Source organism: Campylobacter sp. S4:11 (assembly GCF_024723695.1).
Classification (GTDB): domain Bacteria; phylum Campylobacterota; class Campylobacteria; order Campylobacterales; family Campylobacteraceae; genus Campylobacter_D; species Campylobacter_D jejuni_C.
On the sequence record NZ_JANQDC010000011.1, the window covers coordinates 1 to 18,588 of the forward strand.

General features: G+C 29.8%; 18 protein-coding genes. 4 read left to right on the top strand and 14 right to left on the bottom strand.

The window, feature by feature from the left end; all coding sequences use genetic code 11:
* Window positions 1–1,002, bottom strand: a 1,002-nt coding sequence (locus tag CAMP5053_RS05085) for a type I restriction enzyme HsdR N-terminal domain-containing protein (RefSeq protein ID WP_337217400.1), incomplete at its 3' end; no start/stop codon positions are given.
* Between the two features lie 214 nt (window positions 1,003–1,216).
* Between CAMP5053_RS05085 and CAMP5053_RS05090 the strand changes: the two genes are divergently transcribed.
* Window positions 1,217–1,438 carry a hypothetical protein gene (locus CAMP5053_RS05090; RefSeq protein WP_337217401.1) on the top strand — a complete coding sequence of 74 codons (222 nt, stop codon included), beginning with the start codon at window positions 1,217–1,219 and terminating at the stop codon, window positions 1,436–1,438.
* A gap of 538 nt (window positions 1,439–1,976) precedes the next feature.
* Window positions 1,977–3,059 carry an NAD(P)-dependent alcohol dehydrogenase gene (locus tag CAMP5053_RS05095; RefSeq protein WP_214134991.1) on the top strand — a complete coding sequence of 361 codons (1,083 nt, stop codon included), beginning with the start codon at window positions 1,977–1,979 and terminating at the stop codon, window positions 3,057–3,059.
* Here the strand turns inward: CAMP5053_RS05095 and CAMP5053_RS05100 are convergent.
* The 4 genes from CAMP5053_RS05100 to CAMP5053_RS05115 all read right to left on the bottom strand — a co-directional run bounded on the left by CAMP5053_RS05100 (window position 3,056) and on the right by CAMP5053_RS05115 (window position 6,513).
* On the bottom strand, window positions 3,056–3,508 hold the full coding sequence (locus tag CAMP5053_RS05100; RefSeq protein WP_337217402.1) for a lipocalin family protein: 453 nt from the start codon (window positions 3,506–3,508) through the stop codon (window positions 3,056–3,058). The two genes, CAMP5053_RS05095 and CAMP5053_RS05100, sit on opposite strands and share 4 nt — an antisense overlap.
* Window positions 3,505–3,834 (bottom strand): MarR family transcription factor RrpA, encoded by a 330-nt coding sequence (gene rrpA / locus CAMP5053_RS05105; RefSeq protein ID WP_087700365.1) that lies wholly within the window; start codon window positions 3,832–3,834, stop codon window positions 3,505–3,507. Before rrpA ends, CAMP5053_RS05100 begins: the two co-directional genes overlap by 4 nt.
* 225 nt (window positions 3,835–4,059) lie before the next feature.
* Window positions 4,060–5,781: a GMC family oxidoreductase gene (locus CAMP5053_RS05110; RefSeq protein ID WP_261529559.1), complete on the bottom strand. Its 1,722-nt coding sequence runs from the start codon at window positions 5,779–5,781 to the stop codon at window positions 4,060–4,062.
* A gap of 3 nt (window positions 5,782–5,784) precedes the next feature.
* Complete coding sequence (locus CAMP5053_RS05115) at window positions 5,785–6,513, bottom strand: gluconate 2-dehydrogenase subunit 3 family protein (RefSeq protein WP_263667075.1); 729 nt, start codon at window positions 6,511–6,513, stop codon at window positions 5,785–5,787.
* A 230-nt stretch (window positions 6,514–6,743) separates the two neighbouring features.
* Between CAMP5053_RS05115 and CAMP5053_RS05120 the strand changes: the two genes are divergently transcribed.
* A complete protein-coding gene (locus CAMP5053_RS05120) occupies window positions 6,744–7,328 on the top strand; it encodes an NAD(P)H-dependent oxidoreductase (protein WP_337217403.1) in 585 nt (194 codons plus the stop codon).
* Here CAMP5053_RS05120 and CAMP5053_RS05125 read toward each other — a convergent pair.
* The 6 genes from CAMP5053_RS05125 to lgt form a co-directional block, all read right to left on the bottom strand.
* The gene (locus CAMP5053_RS05125; protein ID WP_337217404.1) at window positions 7,318–9,135 is read right to left on the bottom strand and encodes a dynamin family protein; all 1,818 of its coding nucleotides are present in this window, start codon (window positions 9,133–9,135) and stop codon (window positions 7,318–7,320) included. The genes CAMP5053_RS05120 and CAMP5053_RS05125 overlap by 11 nt on opposite strands.
* Window positions 9,125–11,350: a dynamin family protein gene (locus CAMP5053_RS05130; RefSeq protein ID WP_337217405.1), complete on the bottom strand. Its 2,226-nt coding sequence runs from the start codon at window positions 11,348–11,350 to the stop codon at window positions 9,125–9,127. The genes CAMP5053_RS05125 and CAMP5053_RS05130 overlap by 11 nt, the downstream gene beginning before the upstream one ends.
* Window positions 11,328–12,053, bottom strand: a complete 726-nt coding sequence (locus CAMP5053_RS05135; RefSeq protein ID WP_012661078.1) for a fumarate reductase iron-sulfur subunit — start codon at window positions 12,051–12,053, stop codon at window positions 11,328–11,330. The genes CAMP5053_RS05130 and CAMP5053_RS05135 overlap by 23 nt, the downstream gene beginning before the upstream one ends.
* Complete coding sequence (locus tag CAMP5053_RS05140; RefSeq protein ID WP_039617579.1) at window positions 12,046–14,037, bottom strand: fumarate reductase flavoprotein subunit; 1,992 nt, start codon at window positions 14,035–14,037, stop codon at window positions 12,046–12,048. Before CAMP5053_RS05140 ends, CAMP5053_RS05135 begins: the two co-directional genes overlap by 8 nt.
* Complete coding sequence (locus tag CAMP5053_RS05145; RefSeq protein WP_337217406.1) at window positions 14,021–14,800, bottom strand: fumarate reductase cytochrome b subunit; 780 nt, start codon at window positions 14,798–14,800, stop codon at window positions 14,021–14,023. The genes CAMP5053_RS05140 and CAMP5053_RS05145 overlap by 17 nt, the downstream gene beginning before the upstream one ends.
* A 77-nt stretch (window positions 14,801–14,877) precedes the next feature.
* On the bottom strand, window positions 14,878–15,693 hold the full coding sequence (gene lgt, locus CAMP5053_RS05150) for a prolipoprotein diacylglyceryl transferase (RefSeq protein ID WP_087700350.1): 816 nt from the start codon (window positions 15,691–15,693) through the stop codon (window positions 14,878–14,880).
* Window positions 15,694–15,765: 72 nt separating this feature from the next.
* Between lgt and CAMP5053_RS05155 the strand changes: the two genes are divergently transcribed.
* Window positions 15,766–16,557, top strand: a complete 792-nt coding sequence (locus CAMP5053_RS05155) for a membrane lipoprotein lipid attachment site-containing protein (RefSeq protein WP_337217407.1) — start codon at window positions 15,766–15,768, stop codon at window positions 16,555–16,557.
* Here the strand turns inward: CAMP5053_RS05155 and CAMP5053_RS05160 are convergent.
* From CAMP5053_RS05160 to CAMP5053_RS05170, 3 genes are read right to left on the bottom strand one after another with little or no spacing between them, the layout of a single operon-like run.
* Window positions 16,544–17,083, bottom strand: a complete 540-nt coding sequence (locus CAMP5053_RS05160; protein WP_087700347.1) for a hypothetical protein — start codon at window positions 17,081–17,083, stop codon at window positions 16,544–16,546. The genes CAMP5053_RS05155 and CAMP5053_RS05160 overlap by 14 nt on opposite strands.
* On the bottom strand, window positions 17,080–17,622 hold the full coding sequence (locus CAMP5053_RS05165) for a hypothetical protein (RefSeq protein ID WP_087700345.1): 543 nt from the start codon (window positions 17,620–17,622) through the stop codon (window positions 17,080–17,082). The genes CAMP5053_RS05160 and CAMP5053_RS05165 overlap by 4 nt, the downstream gene beginning before the upstream one ends.
* Window positions 17,619–18,584 (bottom strand): hypothetical protein, encoded by a 966-nt coding sequence (locus CAMP5053_RS05170; protein ID WP_087700343.1) that lies wholly within the window; start codon window positions 18,582–18,584, stop codon window positions 17,619–17,621. Before CAMP5053_RS05170 ends, CAMP5053_RS05165 begins: the two co-directional genes overlap by 4 nt.
* Window positions 18,585–18,588 lie beyond the last annotated feature (4 nt).

Genomic DNA, 18,588 nt, shown 5'->3' on the forward strand with positions numbered 1-18,588 from the left:
AAAAACCCCGCCACTACCACTAGCAGGGTCGCAAGAAATTTCACCTTCTTTAGGGTCTATCATATCCACCATAAACTCAACCACACTTCTAGGTGTAAAAAACTGACCTATTTCCCCACGAAAAGTTCTGCCTAAAAATCTTTCAAATGCTATACCTTTTACATCTGCTGAGGTTAAAGATAGATTATAACTTTCCAACTCTTTTATGATTTTTAATATAGTGTGTTCTTTTAAATTAATCTTTTCATCTTTTTTAAAAATTTTATCTTTTGCAAATTCTTTTTTAGCGCCATCAAAATAACTTTCAATAGGATTTGCATTATACTTTCTAGCTTCTTTAATGTATTCTTGATTAAATTTTTTATTTTGTCCTTTTAAAAGCATTCTTTCAACATAAACTTTCATAAATAAAATTTTAGCTATTTCATCAAATGCAGCTGCTGGATCTAGTTTTTCTATATTTCTTATGATGTTATGACATTTATGGAGCATATTTGCAAATTCATCTTCTTTGAAAACTAATAAATCCTTATAAAGCTGTTCTATTGTTTTTTCATCAGCCCCATTTGATGGTATGTTTGATATCTCTTGCCTATATCCTGGTACCTTATCTTTTAAAATTCGCCAAAATCTAGTTTCATAACTATTGTGTGTAATGAAAAATTTAGCATTTAGTATTCTTGCATAGCTTTCACCTTGATCATAGTCTTTTTCATTTATGTGAATATAATCTGCCTTACACTCAACAATAATTAATGGAGTATTGTTGTTTTGTTTTTCTTCTATGCTTTTCCATATAACTATATCAGCTCTTGCACTTCTTTTGCCTTCCTTTGTCGATAACTCTTCATCTAATTGTTCTATTTTATATTTATATTCATTTACTAATCTACATACAAATTCTTGTCTAACTTTTTCTTCTGGAGTTGCAACTAAATATTTTTTTCTAATATGAGAATATATTTTACCTTCTTTGTTATATTGAACTTCTAAAATATCCATATAAATCCTTTAAATAAAAACTATCATTAATATAAAATATATTTTATATTAATATGCGAAATAAATTATAAAATAAACACATTTTATAAAGTAATTTATTTAAACCTATGAGTTATTTAATCTTATTTTTAATCTTTGAAATAGTATAATACAAACATCCTTGCTCTTATTTTATCATTTTTTGCTAAAATATCTCAAACTAAAAAGGATAAAAATGACTCCACAGGTTAAAATAAATAAGCCAAGTTTGCAAGAAGTGCAAAATTATCTTAAATTAGACGAACATTATGCTCTACAAGAAAGTGCATTAAGAAAATTATTTACAAAAACCTATCCAAAAAATGATGATATAGATGATATTTTAATAAAAGCATCATCATTAATGATTTTTATAGCACTAATATTTTTTCAATTTTTCCAGTTGCTAAACATATAAAAAATTTAAAAATTGATGAGAAATTAAAAAATAAAGACTTAAGCTTAGTTAGCAAAATAGCAAATATTAAAATAAATGGAGTAGATAAAAATTTTTATTCTTTTGCTAGTAAATACTGCTCACATCATCAGCCTTTATTTTTTCCTATATATGATTATTATGTAGATAAAGTATTGACATATTTTCAAAATAAAAATAATTTTTATAATTTTGAATTTAATTTGAAAAATTATGAAATATTTTGCGATGTTATAAATAAATTCATTGATTATTATGAATTAAATAATTTTAATATAAAAGAAATTGATAAATATTTATGGCAGTTAGGTAAAGTTGCATTTCCAAGAAATTATAAAAAACAAAATAATAAAGCGTAATATATTCAAGTTTTTATAGTAATTTTAAAAATTAAATAATTATACCTAAAAATCAAACCAAAACCCACAAACGCACCTTGAGTATAGTATCTTACTTTATTTTCCCTATTGCAATAAAAACCTAGCTTTAATATAATTTCAAAAATCACAAAGGAGAGAAAATGGACTCAAAAATATTTTTAGAAAATGGTCGTGTTAAAAGCAAAGGTTATGCTATGCTTAGCAAGGATTCTAAATTCACACCTTTTGAATTTACACGCCATAAAGTAGGCAAAAACGACATCTTAATCGCTATCAAATACGCAGGAATTTGCCATAGTGACATTCACACCGCAAGAAGCGAATGGGGCGAGGCAACCTACCCTTGCGTACCTGGCCATGAAATAGCAGGAGAAGTTATCGCGGTGGGTGAAAATGTGAGTAAATTTAAAGTAGGTGATTATGCTGGGGTTGGGTGTATGGTCAACTCATGCGGAGAGTGCGAAGCATGCAAAAAATCTCAAGAGCAATTTTGCGAAAATGGTAAAACCATCTACACTTATAACTGCAAAGATGTATTTCATGATAATGAAAACACCTATGGAGGCTACTCAAACAACATCGTAGTAAGTGAAAAATTTGCTATCAATGTACCAAAAAATGCTCCACTTGACAAAGTAGCGCCTTTACTTTGTGCGGGTATTACTACCTACTCACCGCTTAAATTTTCAAACATCAAAGAAGGCTCAAGTGTAGCCGTAGCAGGTTTTGGTGGGCTTGGTATGATGGCAGTTAAATATGCTGTAAAAATGGGGGCAAAAGTAAGTGTTTTTGCAAGAAATGAAAACAAAAAAGCAGAAGCTTTAGCTATGGGTGTGAGTAATTTTTATACTAGTACAGACAAAAGCGTGGTAAAAGAAAGATTTGACCTCATCATCTCTACTATACCGACCCCTTATGATCCGCTAGCTTATATGGATTTGTTAAAATTTGGTGGTGAAATGGCTATAGTAGGATTACCTCCACATGAAGTAAGTCCTAGCATTAACATCATTCATTTTGTATTTAAAGCAGGTAAAAAAGTATATGGCTCGCTTATTGGGGGCATTAAAGAAACTCAAGAAATGCTTGATTTTTCTTTAGAACATGGAATTTATCCTGAAATTGAACTCATCAAACCAAGTGAGATTGACAAAGCTTATGAAAACCTCACTTCAGGAAAAGCCAAATTCCGCTATGTAATCGATATGAGTGCAGAAAATTAATACTCATCAAAAATCACATCACTAGTATCAAAACCTCTTTGCTTGGCTATTTCAAGCAAGGAGTTTATTTGCTCTTTTGCTAAAATCTCTCTTGATAAAATCCAAAGATATTTTTTATCAGGACTACCTACGATAGAAACTTGATAATTTGTATCAATGTAAATAATCTCATAATTTGGTTTGTTAAAAACATTCATAAAAATACTAAATTTAACCGCTAAAGCCCTTGGTGATTTTACCCTAGCTTTGCCATTTGCTTGAGAAATTTCTCCATTTTCTTTTGTGCATATATTTTTGACTTTAATTATAGGTGTAGAGTCTTCATACTCTAGCTCATATTCTGCCTTAGCACTTTTGCAAGTTTTTTGAAAAAATGCAGGTTTTCTAGCCATTTCTAACCATATACCCATGTATTTTTCTAAATTTATACCATCTAATAATTCTATCATTTTTCTTCCTTTTGATTTGCCTCACCCCAATCACACATCGCTTGTAAAATAGGGATCAAACTTTGTCCTTTTTTAGCAAGGCGGTATTCTACTTTTGGAGGGATTTGTGGGTATTCTTTACGCGTGATTAAATCATCATTTTCAAGCTCTCTTAAAGTATGCGTTAGAGTCTTAAAAGAAATATTGCCAAGATATCTTTTAAGCTCATTATATCTTACAACTTCATAGCGAAATAAACAATACAAAACACTCATCTTATACTTTCCCGAAATCAAAGACAAGGTATAGTTAAACCCACATTCTGTAAAATCGCACTTTTCTTCCATATACTTTCCTTTAATATAGTATTATGCTTTTTTATATTATAATCCAAAATCATTTTTTATCAAAATGAAATACATTAAAAAGGATTTCGATGGATTTCATCACAAATCTTATCATTGCTGCTATTGTTGGTGGTGCATGTGGAGTTGCGCTTCATTTGTGGAAAAAGAAAAAAGAAAAAGACAGTAGCGAAAAATAATATGTGAAGCAAAATGCTTCACATATATCTATACTAATTGTCTATCATTTTTATGATATTTTAAAATACCCTCTGCACAACGATAAGCCAAAGCTCCAACTGTATCAGTAGGATTGTATCCACTATTGTGCTGAAAATTTCCCGCACCAACAACAAAAAGATTATCCATATCCCAATGTTGCAAATAAGTATTAACAACACTTGTTTGAGGATTAGCACCCATAGTAGTTCCACCCGTATTATGTGTAGATTGATAAGGCACTATACTATAATCTTTTAAATAAGCTCCTTTTTTAATCGATCTCACTCCTTGCATTTTTTTAGCTACTTCAGCTGTTTTATCTGTTATAAATTTATGCAAAGCACGATCTTGATCTGTAAAATTATAAGTAAGTCTTACCAGTGGCATTCCAAAAGCATCTTTATAGGTTGGATCCAAACTCAAATAATTGCTTTTGTGTGGTAAAGATGCGCCTTGTCCTCCTACTGTGATAGCTCTTGTAAAATTATAATTTAAAGCTTTTTTAAATTCAGCTCCCCAACTTGGAGTTCCTTTTGGCAGCGGAGCTGATTGGATAGGGCGATTTCCAAGTTGCACACTATAAATCATAGCTCCGTGTAAAAACTTCTCTTTTGAGTGATCAAAATTATCCCCATTATAGTCATCGCAAGTTGTACCCAAAGCACCTGAACCCATATATGTATTAAATTGCTCATCAAAAAACGCTGTTGTTCCCATATTGATTTGATAACAATAGTTTTTACCTAAAGTTCCTTTGCCTGTGTTTGGATCATATTGTTCACCTATACCACTTACCATTAAAAGCTTAGCATTGTTAAACATATAGCTTGTAAGCACTACAATATCTGCTGGCTGAATATATTCTTTCATAGTTCTTGTATCTACAAACCTAACTCCTGTAGCTTTGCCATCTTTTTTTAGTATTTCTATAACATTACTATGAGTTCTTATAGTATATTTTCCTGTGCTCATAGCTTTAGGTATGACAGTATTGATAGGACTAGCCTTAGCACCATACTCACAACCAAAACGCTCACAATAAGCACAATATTGACATGGAGCTAGATCTTGACCATCTGGATTAGTATAACCGCCTTTTGAATTAGCTGCAGGTAATCTAAATGGGTGCAATTTCATTTCTTTTGCAGCTTTTTCGAAGCGTTTAAGCATTTTAGTGTTTTCTAAAGGTTCTTGCGGATAAGGACTTGATCTAAACAAACCCATTTTTTCAGCAAGTGGGTTTTCTTCTCCACAAATTCCACAGGTTTTTTCAAACTTATCATAATAAGGTTCCATATCTTTATAGGTTAAACCCCAATCTTGCAAAGTATAATCATCACCTAATTTATTGCCATATCTTTCAAAACTTTTTGTTTTAATCTCAAAATCATAAGGTAAAAATCTAAAGGTCCAACCATTCCAATGAACCCCTGCACCACCAACATTACTTCCAAGCAAAAAAGATCCCATTTTTCTATATGGTAAGGCTAAACCATTAACATTATGGCGAAAAGTTACTGTATCTTTTGAGCAATCTTGCATTAAACCATAATTAATACCATATCTCCACTCATCGTGAATCATCGCAAAATTTTCCATAGTTTGCATCATACCACGCTCTAAGCTCAAGACAGTCAATCCAGCCTTGGTAAGTTCTGCTGCAACTATACCACCTGTCCAACCAGCCCCTACTGTTACCACATCTACTTTTTTTAATACTTCTGCCATAATTTATCCTTCCATATCAGCTAAGCTCATAGGCTCTATGTCAAAAAACTCATCGCTTGTAATCTTGTCAATATAACTCATTTGAGCACCAGGATATTGCATCATTTTCCAACCATTTTTATTATCATTACCACCATAAATTGGATCAGACAAAACTCCAGCTATTGTCATATCCCTTAAAAGAGTAAAAAATTCAGAAGATTTAAATCCTATGAAATCGATTTTATTTTTTTCTAAATCAACTAAAATTTTATCTTGCTCAACTCCTTTTAAAGATGAAAAAGTTTTTTTATAGCGCTTTTGAGATATTATTTCCAAAGCTTTAACACCCTCTAAGAAAATCTCATTGCGTTTCATTGGGGTTTGATAACCTTGCTCAGCAATTCCTTCTATAAATGGTCCTTGTAGATATTCTCTATCATTATAACCATAAGCTGAAGCTAATTGATTGTCAATAAAATAAGGCACGCCTAAGCCTATAGCACCATCACCTTGCTCATCTTTTGGATAAATTCTCTCACACGCTGCGCTTAGATTATCAAAATCAGTCTGTACTTGAAAAAACATTTTTCCTCTTATTTTATTTGAGCTTCCTTGTGTTTTCTTATGCACATGAGTTAATTCTGCAGCATGCAATATAGCTCCACCACTCATAGTGCTAGCAGCAACCACACCACCACCCAAAAGACTTAATTTAAAAAAATTTCTACGATCAATGACATTATCTTGCATATTTTCCTCCTTTTTGTTGATAGTATCATTATATCCATTCTATTCCTTGCTTTTTTAATATGGTCTTAAATAAAAAAAATAATACTATTTTTATATGATTTTAAAAAAATTAATCATAAAAAGTAACATATTTATTTTACACTTTCTTATAGTATAGTATATTACATAAATTTTAGTATTGACATAAAATTATAGTTAAATTATAATTTCTAAAAACACAAAGGATGAATATGAAAAAAATATTATTATTAAATGGTGCAAAAGATTTTGGGCATTCTAAAGGAAAACTAAATACAAGCTTACACGAGCTTGCACTTAAAACTTTACAAGAACTTGGTTTACAAACTCAACAAACACATATAGATCAAGGCTATAACACAAACGATGAGGTAGAAAAAATTCTAAATGCTGATGTTTTGATTTGGCAAATGCCTGGTTGGTGGATGGGTGAGCCTTGGATAGTAAAAAAATACATTGATGATGTTTTCACAGCAGGACATGGAGTATTTTATAAAAACGATGGCAGAAGTCATAATGAACCTACTAAGAATTATGGCACAGGCGGGCTTTTAAAAAATAAAAAATACATGCTTTCACTAACTTGGAATGCTCCAATGCAAGCTTTTGATGATAAGAATGAATTTTTTAATGGAACCGGAGTTGATGGAGTGTATTTACACTTTCACAAAGCACATGAGTTTTTAGGAATGAGTGCCTTACCTACTTTCATAGCAAACGATGTAATCAAAAATCCTCAAGTACAAGAATATTTCACCAACTACAAAGCGCACTTAGAAAAAATTTTTAAAGCTTAGAAATTTGGGATTTGATGCTAGAAATCATTGATTTTTTAGCCTCAAATTCACTTTTTAAATTCAAAATAATCTGTCTTTTAGCTTCTACAAAATCATTAAAGCTTTGCATATAATTTTTATAAATTTTTAAAACTACAGGTTTATTTAAAAGTAAATCTTCAAATTCATATACATTAAGCTCGGTTAATACTCTTTGATGCACCTCACTTGTTTTTGGACGATACAAGCTAAACTCAGTGCTATCAAGCTCGTAAAATTCTTTACTTGCATTCATTTTAGTACTAAAAAATCCCAAAGTAAGCTTAGTAGCACTTTCATAATTTGCTAAAGCTTTTAGATTAAGCTTTTCTAAAAACAAATCAAGCTCAAGTTGGCTTTTAAATAATAATTGCTTAAAATCTTTTAAAAAAAGCTCCTCACTAGCACTAGCAAAGCTTCTAAAACTAGCAAATTCTTTTTCACTTTCTAAGGTATTTTCCTTTTGTAAATTTGAAAATTGAGCTTTAAAAAGCAAAATTTGCTCTTCTAAATGAGTAAAAAATAAAGAAAAATCATCTTTAATTTGACTAAATTCTAAAGTGATTTCATTTTTTAATCTTTTAAATTCCTTATTCATTGCTTCAGAGTTATAAAACATAGCCAAAAACGCATCATCACTTGAAAGATATGGCGCTTTATAAGCAACTTTTTTATAAAGGTTTTTCTTAAATAAGCCCTTGGCTTCTTTATAATAACTACTATCTTTTTCTTTGATAAATTTTAAAATTTCTTGAGAAATTTTTTCTCCAACAAGTTTTAATTTATCTAAACAATTATGATTTAAAATTTTTATTTTTTGCTCTAGCTTGCTTACTTTGAAAGTTTGCAAAATAGTATTAAATTTAAGCTCTAATTGCTCTAGTGCATTTTGAAACAAATCATATTGATTTGACAAAAGTTCGCATAAACCACTAAGATTTTCTTTGATAAAATCTTTTTTAATACGCTCATAATCAAGCTCTTTTAAATACTCATAAAGCAAAGGTAAATTTGACTTTTGCAAATCAATTTTTGCTTCTTTGCATGAAATTGCGATGATTTTTTCAAAATACTTATCAAAAACTAAATGAGCATAATTTAAAACATTTTCTAGCTCATCTTGACTTAGCTTATCTTTTTGATTAAGCACACAAATCCCACCACGCTCTAAAAGCTTAGCATTTGCCTTTATAGCATCTTCTTCACTTTTTTTGCCTGCATTATCAATCAAACTAAGCCAAATAGTACTATGCATAAAAGAAAGCTCTTTAAAAGTAGTTAGCGTATCGGTGGTATTTGCATTTAGACCCGGAGTATCTATAAGCGTGATATCTTTTAAAAGCTCAATAGGTGCAAAAAGGTGCAAACTTTTAGTTTCTTTTAGCTCATTTCTTTGATCGCTAAATTTAGAAAGCTCATCTATATCTACAATCTCATCACTACCATCTTCATATTCAACTCTTAAAAAATACTCCTTAGCATAGCGTAAAAAGGTGGGTTTAAAAGTCACTGGCACCACACCTGTTGGCAGGCATTCTTTTTGTAAAATTAAATTTAAAAGCGTGGATTTACCACTAGAAAATTGCCCTATAATGGCCACATTAATGGCTCTTTTATAGCTAGCTATAATCATTTCAAGATCTTTTAAAAAGACATCATTTAAATGCAAACTTGGTTCCAAAAATGCATTTTTGATTGCTAGAATTTTTCCTTCAAAACTATCATCAAAACTTTTACAATAAGCATTTTCATAAGCTTTTAAAAAATCACTAATCAAGTCATTTTGCATTTAAAAGCTCCGTTTTTAAAATCTTTAAACTTTGTAATTTTGTATTATTTTTTTCTAAAAGCTCTTTGGAGTTTTGTTCATTTTGCTCTATTTGTAAAATCAAGTCTTTTAAGTCTTTGATTTGCTCTTCTTGTTCTTTTTCGTATAAATTTAAACTAAGCTCTAAATTAGTAAAAAATTCTTGATTATTTTTTAAATCTAGGGCAATTTTTTCTATATTAAATGTTTGTAATTTTTCTAAAATTTGATTTTCTAAAGAACTTTCTAGCTTATAAATATCTTGAGTAGACTCTAATTTTTTTAAAAGTTCCGCTTTTAATGTCACAAAAAGATCATTGGTAAAAATGCTTTCTATTTTTGTTTCAACTTTACTTTTAAAATCATCACAATTTTGCTCTAAAATAGCTTTTAAAAAATCATATTTCACACTTAGTGTGGTTTTAAGCTCATTGATCTTATACTCACTTTGCTGTTTTAACTCTCTTAAAAGATCAAAAATTCCATCTTTTAAAGTCGTATCGATGATAGTGTTTAATCTTTGAGTGTTGTTTTTGATTTTATTATTTTGATTATATTTTAGCTCATCTATAAGTTTTTCTTTTAGTTTCTTAGCTAGCAAATGTAAAAGCGTTAAAATTTCTTGAGTATTTTCATCTTTTGTGTTAAAAATAGCACTTAGCTCTGCTTTTACTTGCGTTAATTTTCCTTTTTTTGCTTTAAAATCATTGATAATAGTTTGATTTTGCTTATCAAGCTCAAAGCTTTCGTAATTTAGCATTTTATTAGAAAATTTAATTTTTTCTTCTATTTTTTCTAAATGTAATAACAATTCTTTTTTATAAGCACTTAGAGCAATTTTGTTTTTATCATATAAGCTTTTAGCTATAAGTTCTTCTAGTGTTAAAATATTACTTTGTTCTAAATTTCCACCTTTTTTTTGATAAAAATCATTGGCTAGTTTTGAAGAGATACACACAAAATCTACATTATCTAATAATTCTTGGCTAAGCTGCTTTTGTGCTAAATTTTCTTTGAGCTTATTTTTAGTATAGTTAATTACTTCTTGCAAGTCTTTTTGACTAAGCAAATCAGCTTTAGTAAGCACAATCAAAAGCTTACTTACTCTTGAAGTTAGCAAACATTCTATAATAAAATCACAATCTTTTTGACTAAGACTTTGAGAAGCATTCATAAGGTGGATTAAAAAGTCAGCTTTGCTTATATAAGCTTTTGTTAAAAGCTCTCTTTGGATGATCACATCATCAAGTCCTGGAGTATCAACTATACAAACATTATCTTTTAAAAAATCAAGCGATGCAAAAAGCTCTATTTTTTTAATGAGTGCTGAGATTTTGTTTTTTGCACTAGTGTAATTTTTTAATTCTTCAATTTTTATTTCTATATTTTTATTTTCTTTTTCAATATACTCATTTAGATTAAAATTTTGCTCTAATTGCTTGATTAGTTCTTGCATGTCTTGATTATCTTTAGAGCTTTTTAAAATATCTTGCCATTCTTCTTCACTCCAAAAATATATCTTAGCTTTTTGTTCTTTGCCATATTTTAAAACACTCAAATTTGCAGTTTCAGGTACATTAGATACACCTAAAAAATCCTTTTTTAAAAGTGCATTTAGCATACTTGATTTACCTGCATTTACTACACCTGTTACCGCAATAGAAAAATCAATATTACTAAATTTAACCAAAGCTTCTTGTAAGAGTTTTTGAACTTTTTCTTCTTCACAAAGCTCTTGTAAGTTTTGATTAATAAGATCTAGTGTTTGATGTGAGTTTTTAACTTCTTGCTTGTAATCTTTTTGAATAGCTTTTTGCCTAGATACAAAAGCATATATTAAAGTATTATCAGTGATTTTTTGAAGTTTTTCTAAGGCTTTTAAAAGCTCGTTTTTGTCTAAAATTCCTAAATTTAAAGCGTTAATAAAACAAACCTGTGCATACTGAATGCCATAAAGATCTAAGCGTAAATTTAAACTTTTCATCAAACTTTTAAATTCATTTAAAGCGCTAAATCTTTCATAGTTATCAAGATTAGTACTTAAAAGAATTGCTGCTTTTTGAGTATCAATTAAACTTTCATCAAAAAGTGTATTTGTGTCAAGATAAACACTATGATTTTGCCAAATTTGTTTTAGTAAGGTTTTAAGAGCCCCCTTTTCTTGGGGGCTAGGATTATTTGTTTCTTTGAGCGACAAGCTGTCTTCTCATATAAGCGATTTTACTTTGTAAAGGTAGTTCTTTTGGACAATTATCTTCACATGCAAGTAAAGACATACATCCAAATACACCATCATCATCGCCCACTAATTCATAAAAATCTTCTATGGTTCTGTGATCATGTGGATCTTGTAAATATCTAGCTGTTCTTAAAAGTCCAGTAGCTGCGATAAAGTCAGGTCTCATCAACTTAGTCGCACAAGAAGCAACACAAATTCCACACTCTATACAACGATCAAGTTCAAAAGTCTCATCAGCAACTTCTGGCTCAATACGCTCTTCAAGTTTAGAAATATCTGTTTCTTTTTCATTATGTACCCAACTTTCAACGCGTTTGCACATACCATCAAACCACTCACCTGTATTAACACTTAAATCTTTTATGTGTCTAAATGCAGGTAAAGGCATAAGCTCTATAACACCATCTGGATAGTCTTTTGTCAATGTTTTACAAGCAAGTTTTGGCTTACCATTGATCATCATAGCACAGCTTCCACAAATCCCTGCTCTACATACAAAGTCAAAACTCAAATCCGCATCCATTTTTTCTCTGATTTGAGTTAAGCACACAAAAATCGTCATAAATGGAGTTTCTTCAAGCTCATAAGTAACAAAATGAGGCTTAGAAATTTTACTTAATGGATTATATTTAAATGCTCTTATTGTTAATTTTCTACTCATAATCAACTCCTATTCTTTGATTTGGTGCTTTAAATTTAGCTTGTAATTCATAAGGCATTAAAGCATGTTGAATTTCATATCTACCTTTGCCTTCTGCTTCCATTTTTTCACGGATCGCATCAACTTCAGCTTGACGTTTTTCGCTTAATGGGTTTTCAATAATATTTCCTTTAGCACCATAACCTCTAAATGCAGGTGGAATTTCCATTTTCATAATATCAAGATCTTCATACTCAACTCTAGGCATACTTTCACCTTCTACCCAGTAAGTATTTGTTCTTTTCATCCAATTTAAGTCATCTCTTTTTGGATAATCTTCTCTATAATGAGCCCCACGGCTTTCTGTTCTTAAAAGTGCACCATAAGCAACACATAAAGCAATTTTTAGCATTCTTGGAACTCTATAAGCTTCTTCAAGCTCTGGGTTTGCACATTTTAATTCTTTATCATGTACTTTTAAATCAAGTGATTTATGATATAACTCTTCAAGCTCTTTAACCGCTTCTTCAAGACCTTGACCTGTTCTAAAGATAGCTACTTTTTCCCACATAATGTCTTTCATTCTATTTTTGATTTCAAATACATCATGTTTTCCTTCTTTACTTACAAGAGATTTTAAGTAATCATACTCCTTAGAAAGGAAAGATTTAACGATATTTGTATCAATATCATTACCATTTTCTTTACAATATTGTGCAAAATAATCCCCTACAATCATACCTGCAACAACAGTTTCTGAACATGAATTTCCGCCTAAACGGTTAAATCCGTGCATATCCCAGCAAGCTGCTTCACCACATGCAAAAAGACCATTTAACCATTGGCTTTCGCCAGTTGGTTTAGTTCTAATACCACCCATTGAGTAATGTTGCATAGGTAAAACTGGTGCCCAACCTTTTGGACCCTCATCAGCAGGATCAATACCATTAAATGTTTTACAAATATCTTGAACATCACGAAGATTTTTTTCAACATGAGCACGACCAAGGATAGAAATATCAAGCCATAAATGATCCCCATAAGGGCTTTTTACACCTTTTCCTTTTCTAATGTGCTCCATCATTCTACGACTTACAACATCCCTACTTGCAAGTTCTTTTTTCTCAGGCTCATAATCAGGCATAAAGCGGTAACCATCAACATCTCTTAAGATACCACCATCACCTCTACAACCTTCAGTTAGTAAGATACCACTTGGTACGATTGGAGTTGGGTGAAATTGTACTGCTTCCATATTTGAAAGTCTGCAAAGTCCAGTCTCAAGTGCGATAGCAGCTCCTGTACCTTCGCAAATTACTGCATTTGTAGTTTGTTTATAAATTCTACCATAACCACCTGTTGCAATCATAGTTCCTCTAGCAACATAAGCAATTAATTCTCCATTGGTTAAATCTCTAGCAATAGCCCCTAGACATTTTTTACCATCATGGATAATTCTTACTGCTTCCATTCTATCGATGATTTTAACTTGATGTTTAATCGCTTCATTTGCCACACCATATAACATACAATGTCCCGTTGCATCAGCAATATAGCATGTTCTCCATTTTTTAGTACCACCAAAATCTCTTGCATTGATTAAACCATGTGCTTCTTCTTTTTCTTCAATGGTAGTTTTCTGAGCATTGATAACAACAGTTCTAGGTCCTTTTGTAACCCTAGTCCAAGGTACACCCCAAGCAGCAAGCTCACGTACAGCTTTTGGAGCAGTTTGTGCAAACATTCTTGCAACTTCTTGATCACAGCCCCAGTCAGACCCTTTTACTGTATCAGCAAAATGCACATCTTCATTATCTCCCTCACCTTTAACACTATTTCCTAAACTCGCTTGCATACCACCTTGTACAGCAGCTGAGTGAGATCTTTTAACCGGACAAATACTTAATAAAGTTACACTTTGACCACTTTTTGCAACTTCAATAGCAGCTCTTAAACCTGCAAGACCACCACCGATAACTAAAGCATCACTATATTGTATGTTCATATTTAGCTCCATCATAAGTTTTTACTATTTGTGCCACAGAGTTGTTTTGGTAATTATTAAAGCCTATTTTTGCAAAAGCAGCCAAGCTTAATACACCTAAAACTAAGAAGAAAATACTAATAAACCATTTTGCTTTTTTAAGTTTTTTACGACTTTCTTTTGCATCTTTTCCTTCAAACCAACCCCATTTTACACATAATCTATAAAGACCAATACTTCCATGTAATTCAACACAGATTAATAATGCAATATAAAATAACCACATAAAATGGCTTACTACTCTATCACCTGACATATCAGCACTAATCTTATCTGCATTAGTAATGATAAAAATTAAGTGTGCAGAACCCAAGAAAAACATTACAAAACCAGTTGCAGCTTGAACCCACCATAAAGAAGAATCGCCATGATTCATATATTTTAAGTGTGTTCTACAAAGTTGGTATTGTCTGAAATTAATAGGAAATTTTCTCATTGCAAGACCTGCATGCACAAAGAAAATAACCAAAACACAGACAGCTAAGAAAGAAGTGATGTAGCTCATCATAGGGCTATTAATGATAAATTTTAGTTCTAAAAAGTGAACCACTGAATCAAAAAAATCATCACTAACCAAAATGGTAGAAACGAACAACATATGTGCCCACATAAACAAACCTAAGATTAAGCCTGTTGCACTTTGAATATAGTCAAGTTTTGCTGGCATTTTACTTTTTTTGCCATCAACACTCTTGCCTAAAAAACCTTCAATGAGTTGGCTCATATTTACTCCTTTTAAAAGTTGATAAGTTTTAATATCGGAGCAATTATAGAACTTTTATTCTTAAAATAAATAAAAATTTATAAATTTTTTTTAATATTTCTTAAATAAAAAGATAAAATTAGTCCTAATAAAAACATTAATAAGCTTAAGATTTGACCCATGCTCATACCAAAAGCAACAAAGCCTATACCAAAATCAGGCTCTCTAAAAAACTCACACACAAAGCGCGCTAGAGCATACAAAATCGTATAATAAGCAATTAATTCTCCATTGTATTTTTTATATTTTTTTATTAGTAGTAAAATAGCAAAAACTACAAAACCTTCTAAAAATGCCTCATAAAGTTGTGAAGGATGACGCAATATTCCATCTACATAAATACCCCAAGGCGCTTCTGTAGTTCTACCAAATAATTCTTGATTTAAGAAATTTCCAATACGGCCAAAAATATAACCACATGGCACACTAATAGCTACCAAATCAAGATATTTCCATAAATTTTGCTTATTTTTTTTACAAAAGGCATAAGTTGCTATCAAAAATCCCACAACAGCACCATGATAACTCATACCCCTAATCCCTACGAATTCTCCATTATAAAAAGGATTAAAAATTTGCCAAGGATGTGTAAGATACCATAAAGTATGTGCATCATAAATTAAAATATAACCTATTCTTGCACCTAAAATCACCCCTATTTCTACCCATATAAAATAGCTATCAAGCATAGCTTTAGAAATTCCCATATTGTCTTTAATCGCATAGTATTTTGCAACCATTAAAGCAACGAGTAAAGCTAGCACATACATAATGCCATACCAATGCACTTTTAAACCAAAAATTTCAAAAGCTACCACATCAAAATTTGCATAAATATTTTGCCAAAATTCCATAAAAAGCCTTTATTATAAAACATATAATATAGCAAAAAATTGTTATAATTATAAAAATCACAAGGAGAGAAAATGAAAAAAATATTATTATTTTTTAGCATAATCTTATTTTTAAGTGCTTGCACTGGTAATCAAAAAACATATTATATTTCTATGCCAAATTTTAAAAGCACTTTTGAAGAACACAACCACACAAATGCTAATAACCCTAAAGTCAAAATCAATAATGTAGAAATTATAAAAAGTACTTTTTATAGTTCATATTTTGAGCAATCTACTCTAAACCAAAGAATCAATAAAAGCCTAGAATTACTCAAAAAACAACTTTTAGAAGATAGCAAAGTATTGCTTCAAAGTAAAGGATATATTATAGATAATGAAAATCCTGATTATGCCTTTAATATAGTTATTAATGCTAATTTATATGAAGATAAGGTTACAAGAAATTCAAGTCTTAGAGGTGATAGTGTAGAGTCTTCTTTTATGATTATTTTAGAAGCTCAAAGTCATTTAAATAATTTACATCAAGAAGATACTTTCCAAAGCACAACAAGCTCAGCAAAATTAAACGATCCTATTATCTTAAATTATCCTATAAAAGGTCAAGCAAGCATAGAAAGCTTTAGAGAGGTATACAGTGCTGTTCCTACTCAGCTTAATGAAAGTCTTGCAGCAAGTGCTTTAGAAATTGATAAAGTTTTTGTTGCTTTTTATAAAGAAATCACATCTAGTTTAAAAACTAACATCAAAGAAATCAAAGAAGAGCCAAAAACACAAAAAAACTCAGAAGTTCAAGATGCAAAACAAAGCAATAAAGAAGAAGTTACTCCTTATCAAAATAATGAAGTAATTATTTTTGAATAGGTGATGCATAAAATACTTTAATTCTAAATTTTAAGTTAATATGTTTTTCCTCTGCTTTAAATTCTATCGGAGTTGAAATTTCGATTAAATTTTTATAATTTCTCAAGTCATTTAAGAAAGAATAAAAAGCTTGAGGTTTTTTCATTTTCACATTAACTCCAAATTGATATTTCAAATACTCCGATTCTTTTTGTATAGGAATAAGATTAATTTTTATATCATCAAAATAATTTTTCATAAAATTCATTAATTCTTTTTGAGAAAAATCAGTACTAATTTGATTTAAATTTTGCATATTAGCATTTTGAAAATCAGCAATAACTTTCTCCAAAGCTTGTAATTCATGTAAAGCTTTAGTATTTTGAATTTGTTGTTTAGCTAATTTTGAATGTTCAATTTTATAATCTTTTAAAAAAGGCATAATTAAAAATAAAATCAATAATGCACAAAGTCCAATAAAAGAAAAAGAATAAATTAATATTTTTAATACATCTGCTTCTTCTAAGCTTTTATCATTTTTATTCATAAATTTTCCTCTGGTATGGTAATATTAACACTAACAAAACGATACCAACCATTTTCTAATTGATAATAGCTAACCTGAGAACTTGAAAAAATACTTCTTAAAGGTGTTTCCAATAACAATGCGAACATTTCTTTTGAAGGTGTAATACCTCTTAGTATTAAAGAATTATTCTCCATTAAAACCTCATCAAGAGAAATATCCTTGGGAACTAATGCAAAAAGGTTTTGTATACTTTTTAATAGTGTTTTATTTTTACCTTCTCTATTTTCTTTTGTCAAACTACCCAAAATCAATTCTACTTTATCATTTTGTCTCAACAACTCCTTGTATTTAATTTTACCAGCATTAATTTGAGTTATAGTTTGAATCAATTCTTCTTTTTTATTATCTAGTTGTAGCCGTGTAGAATAATTTTTAAAAACTAGTATTATGAATAATAGAAAAATTAAAGCTACACTAATACTTGTAAAATAAATCCAAATTCTGGTAAAAAGATTAAAAATTGGCTTTGTCTTAGGTTTAATTAAACTATATCTCATAATCTTAAATCCTTCACCATGAGATCATTCATTAAATTTAAAGTATCTACAAATTCAATTTTTGGTTTGATAAAAAGCTCGTTCTCTAAATAATCTAAAGAGGTTGAACTAAAACTTTCTTCATCAAAAATCACAATCTCTTCTAAAAAACTATTTTCATATAAAGGATTATGATAAAATTCTTTAACACTTGAAATAATATATTCTATCATTTTCATATCAGAACTAAAATTTTCTAAAGAATTTATAGGTCTATCTTCTTTTTCATCTTCTAATTCTTCAAGTTTATCAAGCTCTTGACTCATTTCTTCTAAACTTTTTAAATCATAATTTTGTTCATTTTCTTCTTCTTGATTTTCATCATCAATTTGTAAGTCAAATTCTTCTTTAATATCATCAAAAAAATCATCTTCATCATAATTTTGACTTGCTATATTAAAATAGCTTCCAAATAATATAGTTTCATTTTTACAAATTAACATCGCAACAAAATCATGGTATCTATACACATAAAGGCCTATTTTTTTTTCAAAACCTCTATTTGTTATACAATAATAAAGTAAAGAAAAAGGTGAATAAAGTAAATCTAAACCACCAAAAACCTCATAATCTTCTTGGTAAGATTTTAAAGAACTATGAGAAACATACAACAAACTATTGCTAAAAGAAATGCATTTAACACTATTCGCATCTACACCAAATTTAGAAAGTTCCTTAAAATTTAAACTTGGCACTACTCCTTGAGCAATAGGAGTAAAAAAAGCACAAATATAATAAATTTGAAAATCTTTAACTAAATTCTTAACATATTCTATAGCTTTTTCTTTATCTTCAAAGCTCTTTTCAAAAGTATCAATAGGCTGAGATTTTTTCCAAGTATGACATCTTATAATATACCGTTTTTCATCATAACAAATACTAATTAAAAGCTGTAAAATATATTTTCTAAAAAAAGATAACATAATG

Bases quoted from the DNA above. Each gene is read 5' to 3' on its own strand.
- CAMP5053_RS05090 (WP_337217401.1), top strand. From the start codon at position 1,217: ATGACTCCACAGGTTAAAATAAATAAGCCAAGTTTGCAAGAAGTGCAA.
- CAMP5053_RS05095 (WP_214134991.1), top strand. From the start codon at position 1,977: ATGGACTCAAAAATATTTTTAGAAAATGGTCGTGTTAAAAGCAAAGGT.
- CAMP5053_RS05100 (WP_337217402.1), bottom strand. From the start codon at position 3,508: ATGATAGAATTATTAGATGGTATAAATTTAGAAAAATACATGGGTATA.
- rrpA (WP_087700365.1), bottom strand. From the start codon at position 3,834: ATGGAAGAAAAGTGCGATTTTACAGAATGTGGGTTTAACTATACCTTG.
- CAMP5053_RS05110 (WP_261529559.1), bottom strand. From the start codon at position 5,781: ATGGCAGAAGTATTAAAAAAAGTAGATGTGGTAACAGTAGGGGCTGGT.
- CAMP5053_RS05115 (WP_263667075.1), bottom strand. From the start codon at position 6,513: ATGCAAGATAATGTCATTGATCGTAGAAATTTTTTTAAATTAAGTCTT.
- CAMP5053_RS05120 (WP_337217403.1), top strand. From the start codon at position 6,744: ATGAAAAAAATATTATTATTAAATGGTGCAAAAGATTTTGGGCATTCT.
- CAMP5053_RS05125 (WP_337217404.1), bottom strand. From the start codon at position 9,135: ATGCAAAATGACTTGATTAGTGATTTTTTAAAAGCTTATGAAAATGCT.
- CAMP5053_RS05135 (WP_012661078.1), bottom strand. From the start codon at position 12,053: ATGAGTAGAAAATTAACAATAAGAGCATTTAAATATAATCCATTAAGT.
- CAMP5053_RS05140 (WP_039617579.1), bottom strand. From the start codon at position 14,037: ATGAACATACAATATAGTGATGCTTTAGTTATCGGTGGTGGTCTTGCA.
- CAMP5053_RS05145 (WP_337217406.1), bottom strand. From the start codon at position 14,800: ATGAGCCAACTCATTGAAGGTTTTTTAGGCAAGAGTGTTGATGGCAAA.
- lgt (WP_087700350.1), bottom strand. From the start codon at position 15,693: ATGGAATTTTGGCAAAATATTTATGCAAATTTTGATGTGGTAGCTTTT.
- CAMP5053_RS05155 (WP_337217407.1), top strand. From the start codon at position 15,766: ATGAAAAAAATATTATTATTTTTTAGCATAATCTTATTTTTAAGTGCT.
- CAMP5053_RS05160 (WP_087700347.1), bottom strand. From the start codon at position 17,083: ATGAATAAAAATGATAAAAGCTTAGAAGAAGCAGATGTATTAAAAATA.
- CAMP5053_RS05165 (WP_087700345.1), bottom strand. From the start codon at position 17,622: ATGAGATATAGTTTAATTAAACCTAAGACAAAGCCAATTTTTAATCTT.
- CAMP5053_RS05170 (WP_087700343.1), bottom strand. From the start codon at position 18,584: ATGTTATCTTTTTTTAGAAAATATATTTTACAGCTTTTAATTAGTATT.